At 64.2% G+C, this 18,123-nt stretch carries 18 protein-coding genes; 12 read left to right on the forward strand and 6 right to left on the reverse strand.

Annotated features, from left to right (window positions below):
* Positions 1–8: 8 nt before the first annotated feature.
* Positions 9–1,295 carry a glycosyltransferase family 87 protein gene (locus GCT19_RS24320; RefSeq protein WP_013092554.1) on the reverse strand — a complete coding sequence of 429 codons (1,287 nt, stop codon included), beginning with the start codon at positions 1,293–1,295 and terminating at the stop codon, positions 9–11.
* A 672-nt stretch (positions 1,296–1,967) separates the two neighbouring features.
* On the opposite strand from GCT19_RS24320, the gene GCT19_RS24325 reads away from it, so the two are divergent.
* The 11 genes from GCT19_RS24325 to GCT19_RS24375 all read left to right on the forward strand — a co-directional run bounded on the left by GCT19_RS24325 (position 1,968) and on the right by GCT19_RS24375 (position 11,133).
* On the forward strand, positions 1,968–2,183 hold the full coding sequence (locus GCT19_RS24325; RefSeq protein WP_018435758.1) for a hypothetical protein: 216 nt from the start codon (positions 1,968–1,970) through the stop codon (positions 2,181–2,183).
* Between the two features lie 100 nt (positions 2,184–2,283).
* Positions 2,284–2,454, forward strand: a complete 171-nt coding sequence (locus tag GCT19_RS24330; protein ID WP_013092552.1) for a Flp family type IVb pilin — start codon at positions 2,284–2,286, stop codon at positions 2,452–2,454.
* 69 nt (positions 2,455–2,523) lie between these two features.
* Positions 2,524–2,694 carry a Flp family type IVb pilin gene (locus GCT19_RS24335; RefSeq protein ID WP_018435757.1) on the forward strand — a complete coding sequence of 57 codons (171 nt, stop codon included), beginning with the start codon at positions 2,524–2,526 and terminating at the stop codon, positions 2,692–2,694.
* Between the two features lie 30 nt (positions 2,695–2,724).
* Entirely contained in the window at positions 2,725–3,267 is a 543-nt protein-coding gene (locus GCT19_RS24340; protein WP_152853317.1) for an A24 family peptidase, read from the forward strand.
* 36 nt (positions 3,268–3,303) lie between these two features.
* On the forward strand, positions 3,304–4,134 hold the full coding sequence (cpaB, locus tag GCT19_RS24345) for a Flp pilus assembly protein CpaB (protein WP_026228747.1): 831 nt from the start codon (positions 3,304–3,306) through the stop codon (positions 4,132–4,134).
* Between the two features lie 100 nt (positions 4,135–4,234).
* Positions 4,235–6,139 (forward strand): type II and III secretion system protein family protein, encoded by a 1,905-nt coding sequence (locus tag GCT19_RS24350; RefSeq protein ID WP_152853318.1) that lies wholly within the window; start codon positions 4,235–4,237, stop codon positions 6,137–6,139.
* Positions 6,140–6,160: 21 nt separating this feature from the next.
* Positions 6,161–6,475, forward strand: a complete 315-nt coding sequence (locus GCT19_RS24355; protein WP_152853319.1) for a hypothetical protein — start codon at positions 6,161–6,163, stop codon at positions 6,473–6,475.
* Between the two features lie 21 nt (positions 6,476–6,496).
* Positions 6,497–7,708: an AAA family ATPase gene (locus tag GCT19_RS24360; RefSeq protein ID WP_152853320.1), complete on the forward strand. Its 1,212-nt coding sequence runs from the start codon at positions 6,497–6,499 to the stop codon at positions 7,706–7,708.
* Between the two features lie 36 nt (positions 7,709–7,744).
* The gene (locus GCT19_RS24365; protein ID WP_152853321.1) at positions 7,745–9,106 is read left to right on the forward strand and encodes a CpaF family protein; all 1,362 of its coding nucleotides are present in this window, start codon (positions 7,745–7,747) and stop codon (positions 9,104–9,106) included.
* A 52-nt stretch (positions 9,107–9,158) separates the two neighbouring features.
* Positions 9,159–10,136, forward strand: coding sequence for a type II secretion system F family protein (locus tag GCT19_RS24370; RefSeq protein WP_152853322.1), 978 nt, complete (start codon positions 9,159–9,161; stop codon positions 10,134–10,136).
* Between the two features lie 28 nt (positions 10,137–10,164).
* Positions 10,165–11,133, forward strand: coding sequence for a type II secretion system F family protein (locus GCT19_RS24375; protein ID WP_152853323.1), 969 nt, complete (start codon positions 10,165–10,167; stop codon positions 11,131–11,133).
* A gap of 10 nt (positions 11,134–11,143) precedes the next feature.
* Here the strand turns inward: GCT19_RS24375 and GCT19_RS24380 are convergent, their stop codons facing one another.
* The 5 genes from GCT19_RS24380 to GCT19_RS24400 all read right to left on the reverse strand — a co-directional run bounded on the left by GCT19_RS24380 (position 11,144) and on the right by GCT19_RS24400 (position 14,862).
* Positions 11,144–11,788, reverse strand: coding sequence for a trimeric intracellular cation channel family protein (locus GCT19_RS24380; RefSeq protein WP_018435748.1), 645 nt, complete (start codon positions 11,786–11,788; stop codon positions 11,144–11,146).
* Between the two features lie 57 nt (positions 11,789–11,845).
* Positions 11,846–12,301 (reverse strand): MarR family winged helix-turn-helix transcriptional regulator, encoded by a 456-nt coding sequence (locus tag GCT19_RS24385; protein ID WP_018435747.1) that lies wholly within the window; start codon positions 12,299–12,301, stop codon positions 11,846–11,848.
* A gap of 97 nt (positions 12,302–12,398) precedes the next feature.
* Positions 12,399–12,926, reverse strand: coding sequence for a GNAT family N-acetyltransferase (locus GCT19_RS24390; RefSeq protein ID WP_152853324.1), 528 nt, complete (start codon positions 12,924–12,926; stop codon positions 12,399–12,401).
* Positions 12,923–13,510, reverse strand: a complete 588-nt coding sequence (locus tag GCT19_RS24395) for a helix-turn-helix domain-containing protein (protein WP_152853325.1) — start codon at positions 13,508–13,510, stop codon at positions 12,923–12,925. The genes GCT19_RS24390 and GCT19_RS24395 overlap by 4 nt, the downstream gene beginning before the upstream one ends.
* Before the next feature lie 155 nt (positions 13,511–13,665).
* Positions 13,666–14,862: a M23 family metallopeptidase gene (locus tag GCT19_RS24400; RefSeq protein ID WP_227749320.1), complete on the reverse strand. Its 1,197-nt coding sequence runs from the start codon at positions 14,860–14,862 to the stop codon at positions 13,666–13,668.
* 654 nt (positions 14,863–15,516) lie between these two features.
* On the opposite strand from GCT19_RS24400, the gene GCT19_RS24405 reads away from it, so the two are divergent.
* The coding region (locus GCT19_RS24405) for an ESPR-type extended signal peptide-containing protein (protein ID WP_265334632.1) at positions 15,517–18,123 on the forward strand (2,607 nt) is incomplete at its 3' end.

Consider the following 18,123-nt stretch of genomic DNA (forward strand, 5'->3'; position numbering starts at 1 on the left):
TTCCCCGTTTATCGAATGATTCGAGCCGCGTGCGAATAGGCGAGGGCGGCGCGCTCGTCGCGTTCTTCGTCCTTTACGCGCACGCGGCGCACGACGATCAGCAGCACTAGCAGCAGAACGATCGGGCCGATCTGCGGCAACTCGGCCGTGCGGTTGAAGAGTTCGTAGACCGGCAACAGCCACGCGAGCGCAATCACGCTCTGCTCGCCGCGCAGCCAGCCTTTGTCGAGGCCGAGCGCGATCAGGCTGGCCGTCGCGATGCCGAGCCACGCGAGTTCGTAGTGCCACACGTATGGGTTCGTCAGCAACGTAGCGACGACGAGGCTCGACGCGCGCAGCCGCGTGTCGCGCGTGTTTCGCCACACGTGCCATGCGGCCGCCGCGGCTATGAGTCCAACGCAGGCCTGGGCCGCAAAGGCCGCGACGATCGGCGCACCGCCCTCGCGCAGCACAGCGAACACGGTCGGCGACGCGAGCCAGTAGCCGCGGCATTGTTCGAGCAGCGTCTCGCGCGCAATGCCGGTGTTGACGAAGAAGAGCCGCACCGATTGCACGCCGCAGACCAGCACGCTGACCACGCCGAACAGCGCCGCGCTGAACGCGGCGGCCGCCAGCGTGCGCCATGCGCGCGCGGCAATCAGCACGAGCGGAAATAGCACGGCCATCTGCGGCTTGATCGCGAGCAGGCCGAGGCACAGCCCCGCGCGTACCGGATGGCGACGCAGCCAATGCAGTGTCAGCGCGGCGATGCCCGCGGTCAGCAGCGAGTTCTGGCCGAAGAGGGCTGTCACGAACACGCACGGCGAGACCGCGACGACGAACCATGCGAAGCGCGATCCTCTGAAGCTGTCGGCAAGGCCCGACACACGCAGCGTGCCCGCACTGAGCAGCGCGATGCCGCCGCCGACGAACACGAAGTACATCACGAGCCGCGGCAAGAGCGCGAGCGGCGAGATCAACACGAGGAACGTCGGCGGATAGAGCCAGGGCATCACGCTGTCGTGGCTGACGTTCGTGAAGAGCAGCCGCTGAAGCTTGTCGAACGATGCATGGTCGTAGACCTGCATCGCCGAACCGTGCAGCAGTCCATACGAGGCCGACCAGAAAATCGAAAAGTCCTCGCCGGGACGCGTGAGGCGCTGGTCGGTGAAGCCGTGACTCGCATAGGCCCACAACCCGATGATCACCACGTACAACACGCACATCCCGCTGCAGTAGAAGACGATGCGCTCATGCGTGAGCCAGCCGTGAATCTCGCTGTCGCCGCTGCGCATGCGTAGCTGTGATGCGTACATGATCCCCGCCCCCGTGTGGTCCGGATCGGGTCTGTCGACCCTCCGTTCGTTCTGTTTATCGATTCCGTCTTGTATGTGTCTGCGCGTGACATCGAATCAAAATCTGTGTCGTTGCGCTGAACCGGTCAGCTCATTGTTGGCGGAAATTTATGCGACTTTCAAGCTCGCGTTTTCCTGTCCGCGAGTCGTACCCTGCCGATTCACCCAAATAGCGGGCCAAACGGTCAGCTTTGTGTGCGCCAACGCACCAAGCCGTCTCAGCGATGAGACGCTTTGGACCGGAGCGCCATTCGGCAAGGCCGATTTCTCAGCGATATTTCGTTTTTACCGGCTCAGGGAAAGTCCTGGCCAAAAAATGCCGAGCCTTGCCGGGCGGGACTTTACGCGTTCCGCGAAGTGCTCGACGGGCCATGCAAAACGTTGCGGATTCGGACATTCCGGACGCGAAGACGGCGCGAGGCTGGAGGCGCGTCGGCTCGAACCCGCGTCGTTACGCTGTTTTCGCAAAGCTGGTCTCGTCCTTGCAATGGGGAGTGCGCGGAAGTCGACGACACGATGCTGCGGACCTGGACAGACAGCACACCCTGGCGACAGAGAGGGCCAACGTCGACTGACTAGCGGGTGCTGGCCTCGAGCCGGCGCCAAGAAAAAAGCACGAAAGACGGGGGATGTATGCACAACAAGTTCACGCGACTGCGCGGCGATAACAAGCCCATCAGCGGCGTACATCGTGCGGCCATGCTGCGTCAGCGGCACGCGGCCGCCATGCTGCGGCTTGCCCGGCAGCTGCCCCTTCACTTCCCCCGTTTCCTCCAGTTCGTGTCGCCAAACAGCGTTGCGACCACGCGGGCCAAACACCGCGCAACGCCGACCGTGCGGCGAGACTAACCAGCAGTTTCCCGCAGTTCCCTGCAGTGCCCGTAGTGCCATCGCCCACGCCAATCCTGGTAACGGGTTCCATTAGTTAGTCTTCCACAGGAGTCGAATCATGAAGAACATCATCGCTACCGCAGCCCGTTTCGTTCGTGACGAAGACGGCGTGACCGCCATCGAATATGGGCTGCTCGCCGGCCTGATCGCGCTGTTGATCATCGGTGGCGTCACCCTGCTCGGCCAGCATCTGCAGACGATATTCAACAACCTCGCGGACTCGGTCTGAGTCGTGGTGCCGACGGACGGACCTGGCGCTTCGTCCGTCGCCTTTCCCACTCGAAAAAGGAGATCTGACATGAAGAATCTGTTGGCTCGCGCGGCGCTTTTCATGCATGACGAAGACGGCGTGACCGCCATCGAATACGGTCTGCTCGCCGGCCTGATTGCACTGCTGATCATCGGCGGCGTGACCACGCTCGGCACCAACCTCAGCGCGATTTTCAACAATCTCGCCGACTCGATCTGACACGGCTGGATCATCCATCACGAGGTCATCATGACGCTGCCACTTCTGCCGCCACATCCTGTACCGCTGTGCGTGATCGTGCTGGCGATCGTGGCAGCGAGCACGGATCTCACCGCGCGGCGCATTCCGAATCGCCTGATCGTACTCGGACTCGCCGTCGCGCTTGCCGTGCAGATGTCGATTCACGGGCCGCTCGCCGGCGCGCTCGACTGGCTTAGCGGCGCCGCATGCGGCTTCGCTTTGCTGTTGCCGTTCTATCTGCTGCGGGGCATGGCTGCCGGCGACGTGAAGCTGCTGACGATGATCGGCGCATGGGTTGGATCCGCGCTGACCTGGCGGATCGCGCTCGCCACTTTTCTGATCGGCGGACTCTGGTCGCTGCTGATCGTGCTGTGCCGCGGCAGATTCGCGCGCTTGCTCGCGAATCTGCGGCAACTGATCGGCGGGCTCGCCGTCGCGCCGCTCAAACAACCGAGCCTGATCGATGCGCGGTCCGGATCGGTCGGGTCGATTCCCTACGGCGTTGCGATCGCGGCCGGCACCCTCGGAATGCTGTTCGCGGCCGCGTTGTAACCGGACGTTTCCACTGAACGATGCGGGAGTGTTGCCATGAAAAACAGTCGGGCTTTAGTGATGCTGACGATCGCCGTGCTGGCGGGCCTCGCGGCCGTGAGTTTCGCGTCGCGCTGGTTGCTGCAGACATCGTCGGCCGCGGTGACATCGGTTGCGGTGGCGTCGTCGGACATCAGTCTCGGCCAGCCGCTGAACCAGAACCTGATTCACATGGTCAGCTGGCCGACTTCGAGCGTGCCGCCCGGCGCGTTCGCCGACGGCAAGGCGCTCGAAGGACGCGTGCTGCTGACGAGTCTCGCGCCCGGCGAGCCGGTGCTCGAATCGAAGCTTGCGCCGCAGGGCACGAAGGGTGGCCTGTCCGCGGTGATCGGCGAAGGCCATCGCGCGATCACGGTGCGCGTCAATGACGTGGTCGGCGTCGCGGGCTTCGCGCTGCCGGGCAACTACGTCGACGTGATCGTCAACACGCAGCAGGCGAACAAGACCGACGCATCGCAAAGCATCTCGAAGATCGTGCTCGAAAAGATCCTCGTGCTTGCGGTCGCGCAGCAGGTGAGCCGCGACGACACCGCGCCGAAAGTGGTCAACGCGGTGACGCTCGAGGTGACGCCCGAGCAGGCCGAGAAGCTCGACCTCGCGCGCAGCGTCGGCACGCTGTCGCTGGTGCTGCGCAATCAGGTCGACAAGCAGACCCCGAGCACCGGCGGCGCGACCAAGCTGACCTTGCTCGACGTGCCGGTGCCGGCTTCGGCTCCGGCTGCACCCGAAGTGCATCCGGTGCGCACGCACTATGCGGCACGTCCAGCGCCCAAGCGCGATTGCGTCGGCGTGCTGTCGGGGGTGACGGGCAGCGTCGAATGTTTCTAGCGCGGTCGCGGCGTGCCGGTTTTTGAGTGACGCCGCGATCTGAATCAGAAGGCAATCAAGAGACGTCTCGGTTCACCTATCGAGCGACGGGGGCAGCAACATGAAAACACAACAACGGTTCTCATCCGGTGGCGGCAAGCATTGCCGCTCGCTTGGCGGCACGGTGCTCGCCGCCGCGCTATGCGCCGGATTGACGGTTGCGCACGACAGCGCGGCACAAACGATGGCCGCCGCGCAAATGCCGCCGGGCTGGGGCGCGCAGGCCGCGCCGCTGCCGGTCGGCCGGGGCGCCGTGCCGATGCTGGTCAGCAACACGCCGATGCCGACCGGCGCGACGAGCGGCCGGATGGTCGCCCCCGCGCAGCTGACCGGGCCGAACTGCACCGGCGAGATTCGCGACGAATCGAACGTGTCGGTGGCGGTCGGCAAGTCGATCCTGGTTCCGCTCGTCGAGCCCGCGCGCAACCGCACGCTCGGCAATCCGGTCGTCGCGCAGGCGACGCTCGTGTCGCAACGCACGCTGTACGTGGTCGGCATGAGCGTCGGCACCACGAACATGATCGTGCAGGGCCGCAGCGGCGCTTGCCAGATCATCGACGTGAGCGTCGGCGTCGATGCCGAAGGGCTGCAACGCACACTCGCGCAACTGCTGCCGAACGAGCGCGGCATCCGCGTGTCGAGCGCGGCCGGCAACCTCGTGCTCGCGGGCCGCGTATCGAGCGGGCAGGCCGCGCAGCAGGCGATGAGCATCGCCGGCGCATACGCGGGTGCGCAACCGACGCAGCAAGACCAGTCGAGCACCGCGAGCTTCGGGAACGGTGGCTCGATCTCGCAGCAAAGCTCGAGTGTTAGCAAGGGCTCCGAAGTCATCAACATGATGTCGGTCGATTCGCCGCAACAGGTGATGCTCGAAGTGAAGGTCGCCGAGGTGTCGAAGACGCTGCTCAATCAGTTGGGCGCGGCGGTCAACATCCAGGGCGGCTTCGGTTCGTGGACCGGCGCGCTGGTGAGCAGCCTGCTCGCCGGTGTCAGCAGCGGCATCGCGGTGAGCAAGGCGAACAACCGGCCGTTCAATATCGCCGTCGACGCGCAGAAGAGCGACAGCCTCGGCAAGATTCTCGCGGAGCCGAACCTCGTCACGCTGAGCGGGCAGGAGGCGTCGTTCCTCGCGGGCGGCCGGGTCTTCATTCCGGTGCCGCAAAGCAACGGCACGGGTGGCTCGACGATCACGCTGCAGGAAGAAGAGTTCGGCGTCGGCCTCAAATTCACGCCGACCGTGCTCGCCGGGAGCCGCGTGAATCTGAAGGTCGCGCCGGAAGTGTCGGAGCTGTCGCCGACCGGCGTCACCGTGCAGGCGACCGGCACGAGCAGCACCGCGATCCTGCCGCTGATCACGACGCGGCGCGCGTCGACGACGGTGCAGATGAACGACGGCGAGAGCTTCGCGATCGGCGGGTTGATCCAGAACAACATCACCGGCGCGTTGAAGGCGCTGCCCGGCATCGGCGAAGTGCCGGTACTCGGCGCTCTGTTTCGCAGCACGTCGTTCCAGCAGGATCGCACGGAGCTGATCTTCATCGTCACCGTGCATCTGGTGAAGCCGCTGCCGCCGGGCGACTATCCGCTGCCGACCGATAGCTTCACCGGCGTGTCGGACGGCACGGTCTACGCGACCGGCAACATGGAAGGCCGTCGGCCCGCCGCGAGCCCGAACGCGCCGCAGATGCCCGCGCAACCGCAAACGCCACCCGCCGCGCCCGCACCGGCTCCGACGCCGGCACCGGCGGAAGGCTCGGCCGCACCCGCCGCGCTGCTGCCGCGCGACACCCAGGCGGACCGGCCGGCACCGTCGGCGGCGATGCCACCGACCGACAAGACGACAACCGCGGCAACGTCGGCAGCAACGGCAACGCAAGCGCAAACCAACGCCGAACCCACGCTCGCCAAAGCCGATGCCGCGAGCCCAGGCAATCCGACGCTCAAGGCCACCCGGCTCAACCCGTAACGCGCCGCGAAGGAGACTCTCATGAAACTCGAACATCTTCTGATCACGCGCCGCGCGGCGTTGCTGCTGACGGTGTGCGCCACGCTGAGCGGTTCGTTGAGCGGCTGCATGTCGAGCTCGCCGATCTGGGACGCGCACGTCGGCGATGCCGTGCGCACCGTAACGCAGATGCAGATCATCGATCCGCATGCAGGCGAGCACACGCCTTCGACGCCAGGCGTCGACGGCAGGGCCGCGGTCGCCGCGCAGCAGCAGTACGACAAGTCGTTCCAGACGCCGGCCACGACGTTCAGTCCGTTCGTGATCGGCATCGGCAGCAGCGGCGGCAGTCAGTGATGGCGGACGCGGGGGAACATCATGATCAACATCCTGGCTCTCTCTGAAGACGGTGCACGGCTCGCTCAGATCGCGCATCTGAGCGGCGAAGCCGGCGACTACCGGATCACGCGCGCGATGGGCACGCCGTCGCTGCTCGGCGAACGCGGCGACACGCTCGATGCGTTCGACGTGCTGATCGTCGACGCCGCGTCGCTGAAGGACGCGGAGCTCGCGGTGGTGGAGCGGCTGCATCGCGAGCATGGGCGGCTCACCTGCATCCTGCTGATTCCCGACGCGTCGCCGCAGACGCTGATCGCCGCAATGCGCGCGGGCTTTCGCGATGTGTTGAACTGGCCGCTCGATTCGCGCCAGTTCGGTGACGCGTTGCAGCGCGCACAGGCGCAGTGCCTGCAAGGCGGCACGCGCGACACGCGGATTCTGTCGTTCGTGTCGTGCAAGGGCGGCGCGGGCACCAGCTTCGTCGCCGCGAACGTCGCGCATGCGATCGCGACTCTGCCGCAGAAAAAGCGCGTCTTGCTGATCGATCTGAACCAGCAGTTCGCCGATGCCGCTTTCCTGGTCTCCGACCAGACGCCGCCGTCGACGCTGCCGCAAATCTGCGCGCAGATCGAACGCATGGATGCCGCGTTCTTCGACACGAGCCTCGTGCACGTGAGCGACAGCTTCCATATCCTCGCCGGCGCGGGCGATCCGGTGAAGGCGGCCGAGGTCAAGGAAGACCGTCTCGAGTGGCTGCTCGGTGTCGCCGCACCGCATTACGACTTCGTGCTGTTCGATCTCGGCCAGACGCTGAACCGGCTGTCGATGCTCGCGCTAGATCGCAGCGACCAGATTCATCTCGTGCTGCAGGCGAGCATGCCGCACGTGCGCGCCGGCCGCCGGCTGCAGGAGATTCTGTGCTCGCTCGGCTACGCACAGGAGCAGATGCGGCTGATCCTGAACCGGTATACGCGGCATGGCGAGCGGCCGCGCGCGGCGCTCGAATCGGTGCTCGGCATGAGCGCGTTTCAGGTGATCCCCGAGGATGCCGAAACGGTGACCGATGCGATGAACCAGGGACTGCCGGTGTCGAAGACCGCGCGCGGCAGCGGGGTTGCGCGCAGCCTGCAGACGCTCGCCGAAAACATCGCGGCACGCGCGACCCAACCGGGGCGTTCGCGCGCGAAGGGCGAGTCGCTGTTCGGGCGGCTGCTCGGCCGTCAGCCGTCGCCGAAACTCGAAACGCTTTAACGCTCCAACGCCACACGATCAGAACAGGGGAACGTCATGTCGCTTCGTGAGCAGATTTCCGCGCAACGCGTGCAGCCGCTGGGCGAACGCCAGGACCCGGCGGGCGCCGGCATGTTGCGCGGCGCTTACCAGAAACTGAAACGCGAAATTCATCAGGCCGTGCTCGAGCGCGTCGAGCTCGAACGGCTGTCGAGGTTGCCGCCCGAGCAGGTCCGCCAGGAGATCGCGACGCTGATCGGCCGCATTCTCGAAGATCAGAAGGCGCCCGCCAACGATCTCGAACGCCGGCAACTGGTCGGCGACGTGCACGACGAAATGTTCGGCTTCGGTCCGCTCGAAGTGCTGCTGCGCGACCCGACCGTGTCCGACATTCTGGTGAACACGCATCGTCATACCTACGTCGAGCGTCGGGGCCGGCTGGAGGCGACCGACGTGACCTTCTACGACGACGCGCATCTGATGAAGGTGATCGAGAAGATCGTCTCCGGCGTGGGCCGCCATATCGACGAATCGAGCCCGATGGTCGACGCGCGTCTGCCGGACGGCTCGCGCGTGAACGCGATCATCCGGCCCTGCGCGATCGACGGCCCGTTGCTGTCGATTCGCCGTTTCGCCGCCAATCCGTTGCAGGTTGCCGACCTGATCGAATTGCAGAGCCTGACGCCGCCGATGGCCGAAGTGCTCGACGCGCTCGCGCGCGCGAAGGTGAACATCCTCGTGTCGGGCGGCACGGGCAGCGGCAAGACTACGCTGCTGAACGTGCTATCGGGATTCATTCCGGGCGACGAGCGCATCGTCACGATCGAGGACGCGGCCGAATTGCAGCTGCGCCAGCAACACGTGCTGCGGCTGGAGACGCGTTCACCGAACATCGAGGGACGCGGCGAGATCACGCAGCGCACGCTGGTGCGCAACGCGCTACGGATGCGCCCCGACCGCATCATTCTCGGCGAGGTGCGCGGCGCCGAAGCGCTCGACATGCTGAACGCGATGAACACCGGCCACGAAGGCTCGCTGTCGACGATCCACGCGAACACACCGCGCGACGCGCTGACGCGGCTCGAAAACATGATGACGCTCGGCGGCCTGTCGCTGCCGACACGTACGATGCGCCAGCAGATTTCATCGGCGATTTCGGTGGTCGTGCAAGCCACGCGTCTGACCGACGGGCGCCGCAAGATCGTCAGCATTTCGGAACTGACCGGCATGGAGGGCGACATGATCAACATGCAGGAGATCTTCGTGTTCCGCCGCTCAGGCGTCGATATGAAGGGCAACGTGCGCGGCCATTTCTGCGCGACCGGCGTGCGGCCCAAATTCGCCGAGCGCTTGCAGGCATTCGGCGTGGCGCCGTCGGAGCAGATCTACGATCCGGCGCGGCGCTTCGAGACGACATGACGTGCAAGGGCAACGCGCACAGACCCGTTGCCCGTTGTTTCAGGAGACTTGCATGAATCCGATTTTCTACGCGTCGATCATTCTGTTGTTCGCGGCCGTGGTGCTCGCTACAGGTGGCGTCTACGAGTATTGGAACAGCCGGCACGGCCCGGTCGCGCGCCGCGTCGATTCGCGGATTCGCGCGGTATCGGCCGGCGGCCCGATGAGCCGGCAGCGTCTGTCGATTCTGAAGACGCGCACGATGGCCGAGTCGGCGGTGCTCGCGCGGCTGCTGTCGCGCATTCCGCGCGTGCATGCGCTCGATCTGTTTCTGCAGCAGTCGGGACTGTCCTGGTCGGTCGGTCGATTCTTCGGCACTTGTGTGGTGTTGCCGCCGTTCGTGCTGATCGTGGGCGCGAGCCTCAGGATGCCGTGGTTCTTTACGGCGGGCGCCGCGGCTCTTTGCGCGTCGCTGCCGATCGTCTACGTGCAGCGGCGCCGCCACCGGCGCATTCGTCAGCTGGAACGGCAACTGCCGGACGTTTGCGACATGCTGTCGCGCGCATTGCGCTCGGGCCATGCATTCACCGGCGCGATCGATATGGTCGGCGCCGAGTTCGCCGAGCCAATGAGCGGCGAGTTCCGCATCGTGTTCGACGAGATCAACTACGGCGTGTCGATCAGCGAGGCGCTGACGAATCTGGCGACCCGGGTGCCGATTCGCGATCTGCGCTACTTCGTGATCGCCGTCGTGATCCAGCGCGAGACGGGCGGCAATCTCGCCGAAGTGCTCGACGGCATCACCGCGCTGATCCGCGACCGCTTCAAGCTGTTCGACAAGGTTCGCGTGCTTTCCGCCGAAGGCAGGATGTCCGCGTGGGTGCTCGGCTTGCTGCCGTTCGGCGTCGGCGGCGCGATGATGGCGATCAACCCGGGGTTCCTGAACGTGCTGTGGCGCGACCCGGCGGGCGTCAAGATGATCGCGGCGGCGAGCGTCGCCATGCTGTTCGGCATTCTGTGGATGCGGCACATCGTGAAGATTCGCGTTTGAGCGGGCTTGAGGTCATCGGAGAAGGACCATGCAAACACTGAACATCTCGCAGATTCTGTTGCTCGCCGGCGTATTCGCGATCGTTTTCGCGGCCGTGTTCGGCGCGATGCATCTGAGCACGCCGCGCGACATGAGCCGCCGCATCGAGCAGGCGGGCGGCGCGAACGCCGTGCCGGCGCCGGAGCATTTCGACGCCGCCGCGCAGACGCCGTGGTACGAAAAGCTCGTCGAGATCTCGCAGCCGATCTCGAAGCTGTCGGTGCCGAAGGACGGCTGGGAGCAATCCGCGCTGCGCGTGCAATTGATGAACGCCGGCTGGCGCTCGGCCAACGCCGTGCCGATCTATCTGGCCGCGAAGACCGCGCTCGCGCTGACGTTGCCGCTGCTGGCGATGCTCGCGCTGTACGGTTCGTCGTTCGCGAGCTCGCTGCTCGAACGCGCGATCGTGCTCGTCGTGCTGGCCGCGCTCGGCTACTACCTGCCGAACGTCGTGCTGTCGCGCCGCACCGCAGCGCGCCAGCGCAGCATCGTCGAGGACTTTCCCGATGCGCTCGATCTGCTGACCGTGTGTGTGGAAGCGGGGCTGGGCCTCGATGCGTCGCTGATGAAAGTCGGCGAGGAAATCCGCCTGCGCAGCGCGGTGGTCGCGAGCGAGCTCGAACTGATGCTGCTCGAAATGCGCTCGGGTTTCTCGAAGGAAAAGGCTCTTCGCAATTTTTCGCTGCGCACCGGCGTGGAAGACATCGACTCGTTCAGCGCGATGCTGATTCAGGCCGAGCGCTTCGGCACCAGCATCGGCGCGTCGTTGCGCGTGCTGTCCGATACGCTGCGCACGCGCCGCCGGATGCGCGCCGAGGAGCGGGCCGCGAAGATTGCGCTGAAGCTGCTGTTTCCGCTGATGTTCTGCATTTTTCCGGCGCTGCTCGTCGTGCTGATGGGGCCCGCGATGATTCACATCTATCGCGATCTGCTGCCGAGCATGGCGGGCGGTGCGTGAGCCGAGCCTGTTATGAATTGTCGCGCGTCTCGGCCGCGCGTCTGCCCTGGAAGACCGGCAGCCGCCAGCCGTAGCGCAGCGACGCGAGCCGCACCAACACGCAAGCCAACGTCGCGAACCACGGCGTCCACCAGTCGGTCCAGCCCGCATACGCAAAGCCGACCTGCACCGCCGCGCCGAACAGCGCTGCAGATGCATAGATCTCGCGCTCGAGAATCGCGGGCACGCGAGAGAGCACGACATCGCGCATCACACCGCCCCCCACCGCGCTGACGACGCCAAGCAGAATCGCGAGTTCGGCATTGTGGCCATACGTGAGCGCTTTCTGCGCGCCCGACACCGCGAACAGACCGAGCCCGATCGCATCGAAGAACAGCACTGGCTGACGCAGCCGGCGCACCTGCGGATACGCGAGAATCGTCACCGCGGACGCTGCGAGCGCGGTGGCCAGATAGCGCCAGTTCGACAGCCCCGCCGGTGGAATCGCGCCGATGCACACGTCGCGCACGATGCCGCCGCCGCACGCGACCATAAAGGCGATCACGACGATGCCGAACAGGTCGAGCCGTCGTTGACGCGCGGCGACCGCGCCGCTGATCGCGAATACGAAGGTGCCGATCAGATCGAGAATGGTATAGACGGCGTGTGAATTCACTGAGTGGTTTCGTGGTGGGCGAGCGCAGGGAGGGCGCGGCGAAATGCGGGCCGTCGGTCAGGAACTCGTGGGCGGTGCGCTTGCGGACTCGCTTTCGAGCAGGCTATGCGAAAGCTTGGTAAGCAGACGTTCGAGCGTTTTACGCTCGTTCGCGCTCAGCGCCTTCGCGAGCTCGACTTCAAGCTCGGTGCCTACCGCTTCGGACGCCTGCGCAACTTCGAGGCCCTGATGGGTGGCGCGTAACGCGATGCTTCGACGGTCCGATGCATGCGCGTTGCGCGTGATCAGGCTGCGTGATTCAAGCTCGGCGAGAACTTTGGAAAGCAGCGTTTTTTCGATCAACGCGCGCTGCGAAACGGCCTTGGGCGTGATGTCGGGCTCCGCGCATACGAGGCGCAGCACGCGCAGCGCGCGCACGTCGAGATCCCAGCGCTCGCGGTAGACCAGGTTCGCGCGGTTGATCAGCAACGCGCTGGTCAGATCGAGCCTGAAAGTCAGGAAATCCGAGTACAAGAATTTGCTCCGCTGTCGACCGTTATCCGTCGTGCAGGCATTATAGGCAAGTAGTTGAAAGTTTCAAATACTTGCGCCGCGTGGACTGCGTGTGCGGTCAAAGCTGTTTGCAATAGAAGGTGGTGGCGCACAACGCGCCGTCGGGCATCAGCGCGTAGTTCGGCACGCTGCCGACGCGTTGCCAGCCGGCGCGCTGATAGAGCCGCTCGGCATCGCCGCCGGTTACGGTGTCGAGCACGAGGACCGATTTTTTCTCTTCCCGCGCAAGGCGATCGAGTTCGCTCATCAGAGCGTGCGCGACGCCCTGCCGGCGTGCTCTTCTGTGTACGAGCATCTTCGCGACGTCGGCTCGATGCGGCTGATTTTCGGGTTGCGCGATGATCAACTGCACGGTGCCGACGATGCTGCCGTCTCGATCTTCGGCGATCAGCAATGCGCGTTCGCCGCGTGCGACGCTTTGCGCGACGTTGCGCCAGAACGCGAGGGCCGTGTCGCGCGAAATCGGCAGCATGAAGCTGACCGATGCTCCGCCTTCCACGCAGTCGATCAGCACATCGGCGAGCGCTTCGACGCAGGCCGCCGCTTCGTTCGCGCCGACGCGCCGAATGGTCACGTTATCGCTCATCCGCTTCTCCGTTCATTGATGGGTGACGTGCTCAGCGCGACCAGATAGCGCGCGCGTTTGCGAGTGGGGTTGCGAAACACGATAGGGCTGTCGAGCCGCATCGCCAGGCAGTCGCCTGACTTGAGCCGCCAACTGGTGTCGCCGACCGTGATTTCCATCGACCCGTCGAGCATCCACACCTGTTGATGAATGTCCGCGTCGCGCGTGCCGGTTTCGTAGTTGACGCGCTGACCGGCCGGGAAGTCGACTTCGACCAACTGGATCGCCGAGCGAGCGGTGGGCGACAGATGACGCCGCACATAACCGGAGCTCGGGTCGGTCCATACCGCCTGTTCGGACGCGCGACTGACCGGCGACGGCTCGGCCACCGCTGCGCCATCCAGCTCGAACAGCGAGGCGAGCGGTACGTTCAACGCGGTGGCAAGTTTATCGAGCACGGTCGCGGTGGGGCTGCTTTGCCCGCGCTCGATGAGCGAGATATTCGAGCGGCTGACCTTGCTGCGCTCGGCCAGTGCGTCCAGCGACCAGTTCTGAGCGTCCCGTAGCGCTTTGACTCGACGAGCGATCAGGGCGTTGATGTCCATGCTATCCAGTTTAAGAGATCGTTTGTCTAGTAAACTAGAGATGGTTTTTTTGGTTGTCAATAGTGGGCGGCGCGTGCTCGCTCGCAATCGCATGCATTGCAACGTTCACCGTCTTTGGGCTCGCGTCTCACGTCTCACGTCAGCAAGCTGTGCCGCTATGCAGGCGAATTCGGCGTGCCTGCGGCATTCGACGCCATCCTGTTTGCCGGAGTATCGACGGGCAATGCAGCGAGTTGTTCACGCAGGGCGCCCGTCATGCTGTCGAACGCGATCCGCTCAGTGGCCGTGAGCGGCGAAGCGCCAGTTCGGCCTGTCAAAGTGAGCGGATCGATCGGTTGATCGTACTCACGCACCTCAAAATGCAGATGGTCGCCCGTAGCCGTACCGGTGCTGCCCACCGCGCCGAGCGGTTGTCCTTCGGCGACCGGTTTGCCGACGCGCAAATCGCGGGAAAAGGCGGACAGATGTGCGTAGTGCGTCGTGAAACCTCGCGGATGACTGACTACGACGATCTTGCCGTATCCGGGTTTGAAGCCGATGAACCGCACGGTTCCTGAGGCGGCCGCGACGACGAGTGTCCCCTTCGGCGCGGCAAAGTCCACGCCTGTGTGCATCTGGTGTTTGCCCTTGACCGGATGGGTTCGGTAACCGAATGGCGAACTGAGCCGCACGTAGTTGAGGGGCATGGAGAATGGCTTCGCGGCAAGTCCCCGCCCGTCGAATGAATAGTAGTCTCCATCGGTGCGCCCCGGTGCGACGAACCAAACGGCTTGGTAGACCTCACCGCCCGAGCGGAGCTCGACCGCCCTTAGACGCTTGCGCTGTGCGTTCGTATCGTCGCTTTCATAGAGAACATGATAAGTGTCGCCCTTGTGCGCGGGCGCGGCGAGGTCGAGTCGAGGAGCAAAGATATGAGCGATCTGCTCCTGTATCTCCGCCGGCACGCTGGCCCGCGCCAGCGTGTCGCGCAACGTTGCTTCGATCTTCCCTGCGTAAAAACCGCTGTCGAGCTCCGACATGACAAGCGGTGCAGCGTGGGATAGCTGATCATTGCTGGTTTTGCTGCCAGAGTCATTGACTGCCGGCGCCGTCACTTCCAAGGCTCGGGACAATTGGCGCACACCCGGTCCGTGCCCGCGAACGACGATCTCCGCTTCCGTAACCTCATTCGACGTTCCCAGCATCGCAACCATGCCAAACAGAAACACGGCGGCAGCCGGAGATTTAAATCGGCAATAGACCGAATGAACCACATTCCCGGAAATAACCTGAGCGCGAGAGCAGGCGTGACGTAAATGGCGTAAGCGCATGATTTCAAAACCTCGCAGTCGAAATAAAAGGGCTGCAGGCATGAAATGACATAGCTTGAAACGCCGCGGGAACCCAATAAATCGAACAAGGGATTCCCTTTCGCGCTACACAACCCGGTAGAAGGAGCTTTCAGTCTATGGGGCGCGGCGGGTTATCAATATCGGGAGAATCCGAATTTTGAGATAGGCTCGGCGCCAATACCGTCAACCGCATGAGCGTCATCCCGCCAATTTTGCGATGCAGGGCGAACCGAGTGCTTTCGCGGATGGCGTCCGCGCCCGAGCTGTCGGGCGATCCGGCGTTTCTTCAGGGCAGCGGAGACGCAGGCTTGTTTAAGCCTGCGTGTCTATCGCAGGTTATCAAAAAGCACCAGTTACCGTTTCTCCAAAAAACGCGGCTTTCTTCAAAAAACCTCTTATGCGCAGCCGCCAAACGGCTTTTTGGGGTGCCCGGTATTAAATTGATTTTTCAAATAGATCTAATAGCTGAACTCGATCGGCGATTCGGATCGGTCCTATTTTGATCCTATGCCAAAAATCTAAGATGAAATCAGTTTCAAAGATTCGAAGGCAACGGGAATTTTGTGTGTTCTGTATTTAATGGTAACGATTTAATTGTATCTGGTTAATTTCCGTGATTTTTCGGGTGGCGATTCGCCGCAAATCCATTTTCATTACCTTGATAGGGATAGGATCATGAACAAGTCGTATATCAGCGTCTGGAACGAAGCCCTGGGTTCGTGGGTAGCTGCGTGTGAGAACTCGAAGACTCGTGGCAAGCGCGGCAAGTCGAAAGCAGTCAGTCTGATGGGTGCAGCGTTGCTGGCGACGAGCGCAATTGCGCCTCTCGCGCATGCGCAGTACGCGGCTGGTAGCGGCTTTGCGGAGGGCCCGTCCTCCGTGGCAATCGGTCCGGATTCCGGCAATGCTGCATTCGCTTTAGGCGATAGCTCTACTGCGGTCGGCTCGAACGCGGCCGCGACGGGTGTGGGCAGCGCGGCCTTCGGTAACGACACTACGGCGGTCGGCACGGGTTCGTTCGCCGCTGGTGGCGGCAGCCACGACGACTCGACCCCTGGTGCAATCGCAATGGCGGACTGGTCGGTGGCGCTGGGCCGGTCGACCGTCATGTACGGTGCGACCGCTGGCATTGCGATCGGTCTGAACAATACCGCCTCCGCTGCTGGTGCGGTGGTGATGGGTTCGAACTCGATCGCTTCGGGCTCCGACTCGATCGCCTTCGGTACCGGTACGAGTGCGACCGCAGCAAACGCCGTGGCGCTGGGCTCGGGTTCGATCGCCGACCGCGAAAATACGGTGTCGGTTGGCAGTGCGATGGCCATGCGCCAGATCACGAATGTTGCGGCCGGCACGCAAGGCTCGGACGCGGTCGTCGTGTCGCAGCTCAAGGGTGTGACGACCGCGCTCGGCGGCGGCGCTGCGGTCGATGCCGACGGTTCCGTCAAGGCGCCTGCGTACAGCGTGGGCGGTACGACGGTCGACAACGTGGGTGACGCGTTCGCCAACGTCGATGCCCGTACCACGCAGAACACGGCCAACATTCAGAACATTGCCGGTGACCTTATGAACATCACGAACGGGCTGGACAACGGCACGATCGGTCTGGTGCAGCAGGATGCAACCACCCGCGATATCGCGGTGGCGAAAAACACCGACGGCGCGGTGATGAGCGTGGCAGGCACCGCGGGCAACCGTACGGTGACGGGTGTGGCTGCGGGCGCAGTGCGGGCATCGAGCGTGGACGCGGTCAACGGTGGCCAGTTGTACGCCTCGGCGTCGAGCACGGCCCGGGCGCTGGGTGGTGGTTCGATCGTGCTTGCGGATGGCTCGATCAGCGCGCCGAAGTTCAGCGTGGGTGGCACGACGGTGTACAGCGTGGCCGAAGCCGTGACGAACCTCGACGGTCGCACGACGCAGAACACGGGCGACATTGCGCAGAACGCCGGCGATATCGCGCTGAATGCAACTGACATCGCAAAGAACACGAGCAACATCGCGCAGAACGCATCCAGCATCACGAGCGTGCAGAACCAGTTGTCCGAAGGTACGGTGGGTCTGGTCCAGCAGGACGCAACCAGTCGTGACATCACGGTGGCAAAAGATGCTGACGGTTCGGTGATCAACGTGGCAGGCACCGCGGGCAACCGTACGGTGACCGGGGTGGCTGCGGGCGCAGTGCGGGCATCGAGCGTGGATGCGGTCAACGGTGGCCAGTTGTACGGCACGGCGTCGAGCACGGCCCGGGCGCTGGGCGGTGGTTCGATCGTGCTTGCGGATGGCTCGATCAGCGCGCCGAAGTTCAGCGTGGGTGGCACGACGGTGTACAGCGTGGCCGAAGCCGTAACGAACCTCGACGGTCGCACGACGCAGAACACGGGCGACATTGCGCAGAACGCAACTGACATCGCAAAGAACACGAGCAACATCGAGCAGAACGCGTCCAACATCACGAGCGTGCAGAACCAGTTGTCCGAAGGTACGGTGGGTCTGGTGCAGCAGGACGCAACCAGTCGTGACATCACGGTGGCAAAAGACGCTGACGGTTCGGTGATCAACGTGGCGGGCACCGCGGGCAACCGTACGGTGACGGGTGTGGCTGCGGGCGCAGTGCGGGCATCGAGCGTGGACGCGGTCAACGGTGGCCAGTTGTACGCCTCGGCGTCGAGCACGGCCCGGGCGCTGGGTGGTGGTTCGATCGTGCTTGCGGATGGCTCGATCAGCGCGCCGAAGTTCAGCGTGGGCGGCACGACGGTGTACAGCGTGGCCGAAGCCGTGACGAACCTCGACGGTCGCGCGACGCAGAACACGGGCGACATTGCGCAGAACGCCGGCGATATCGCGCTGAATGCAACTGACATCGCAAAGAACACGAGCAACATCGCGCAGAACGCGTCCAGCATCACGAGCGTGCAGAACCAGTTGTCCGAAGGCACGGTGGGTCTGGTCCAGCAGGACGCAACCAGTCGTGACATCACGGTGGCAAAAGACGCTGACGGTTCGGTGATCAACGTGGCAGGCACCGCGGGCAACCGTACGGTGACGGGTGTGGCTGCGGGCGCAGTGCGGGCATCGAGCGTGGACGCGGTCAACGGTGGCCAGTTGTACGCCTCGGCGTCGAGCACGGCCCGGGCGCTGGGTGGTGGTTCGATCGTGCTTGCGGATGGCTCGATCAGCGCGCCGAAGTTCAGCGTGGGTGGCACGACGGTGTACAGCGTGGCCGAAGCCGTGACGAACCTCGACGGTCGCACGACGCAGAACACGGGCGACATTGCGCAGAACGCC

This window comes from Paraburkholderia atlantica, assembly GCF_009362785.1.
In the GTDB taxonomy this organism is placed as follows: Bacteria; Pseudomonadota; Gammaproteobacteria; order Burkholderiales; family Burkholderiaceae; genus Paraburkholderia; species Paraburkholderia atlantica.

What these genes read in the sequence shown, in the direction of transcription:
- GCT19_RS24400 (WP_227749320.1), bottom strand. Translation starts at nt 14,862, where the DNA reads ATGCCTGCAGCCCTTTTATTTCGACTGCGAGGTTTTGAAATCATGCGC.
- GCT19_RS24370 (WP_152853322.1), top strand. Translation starts at nt 9,159, where the DNA reads ATGAATCCGATTTTCTACGCGTCGATCATTCTGTTGTTCGCGGCCGTG.
- GCT19_RS24390 (WP_152853324.1), bottom strand. Translation starts at nt 12,926, where the DNA reads ATGAGCGATAACGTGACCATTCGGCGCGTCGGCGCGAACGAAGCGGCG.
- cpaB (WP_026228747.1), top strand. Translation starts at nt 3,304, where the DNA reads ATGAAAAACAGTCGGGCTTTAGTGATGCTGACGATCGCCGTGCTGGCG.
- GCT19_RS24350 (WP_152853318.1), top strand. Translation starts at nt 4,235, where the DNA reads ATGAAAACACAACAACGGTTCTCATCCGGTGGCGGCAAGCATTGCCGC.
- GCT19_RS24330 (WP_013092552.1), top strand. Translation starts at nt 2,284, where the DNA reads ATGAAGAACATCATCGCTACCGCAGCCCGTTTCGTTCGTGACGAAGAC.
- GCT19_RS24325 (WP_018435758.1), top strand. Translation starts at nt 1,968, where the DNA reads ATGCACAACAAGTTCACGCGACTGCGCGGCGATAACAAGCCCATCAGC.
- GCT19_RS24355 (WP_152853319.1), top strand. Translation starts at nt 6,161, where the DNA reads ATGAAACTCGAACATCTTCTGATCACGCGCCGCGCGGCGTTGCTGCTG.
- GCT19_RS24360 (WP_152853320.1), top strand. Translation starts at nt 6,497, where the DNA reads ATGATCAACATCCTGGCTCTCTCTGAAGACGGTGCACGGCTCGCTCAG.
- GCT19_RS24395 (WP_152853325.1), bottom strand. Translation starts at nt 13,510, where the DNA reads ATGGACATCAACGCCCTGATCGCTCGTCGAGTCAAAGCGCTACGGGAC.
- GCT19_RS24335 (WP_018435757.1), top strand. Translation starts at nt 2,524, where the DNA reads ATGAAGAATCTGTTGGCTCGCGCGGCGCTTTTCATGCATGACGAAGAC.
- GCT19_RS24320 (WP_013092554.1), bottom strand. Translation starts at nt 1,295, where the DNA reads ATGTACGCATCACAGCTACGCATGCGCAGCGGCGACAGCGAGATTCAC.
- GCT19_RS24375 (WP_152853323.1), top strand. Translation starts at nt 10,165, where the DNA reads ATGCAAACACTGAACATCTCGCAGATTCTGTTGCTCGCCGGCGTATTC.
- GCT19_RS24365 (WP_152853321.1), top strand. Translation starts at nt 7,745, where the DNA reads ATGTCGCTTCGTGAGCAGATTTCCGCGCAACGCGTGCAGCCGCTGGGC.
- GCT19_RS24340 (WP_152853317.1), top strand. Translation starts at nt 2,725, where the DNA reads ATGACGCTGCCACTTCTGCCGCCACATCCTGTACCGCTGTGCGTGATC.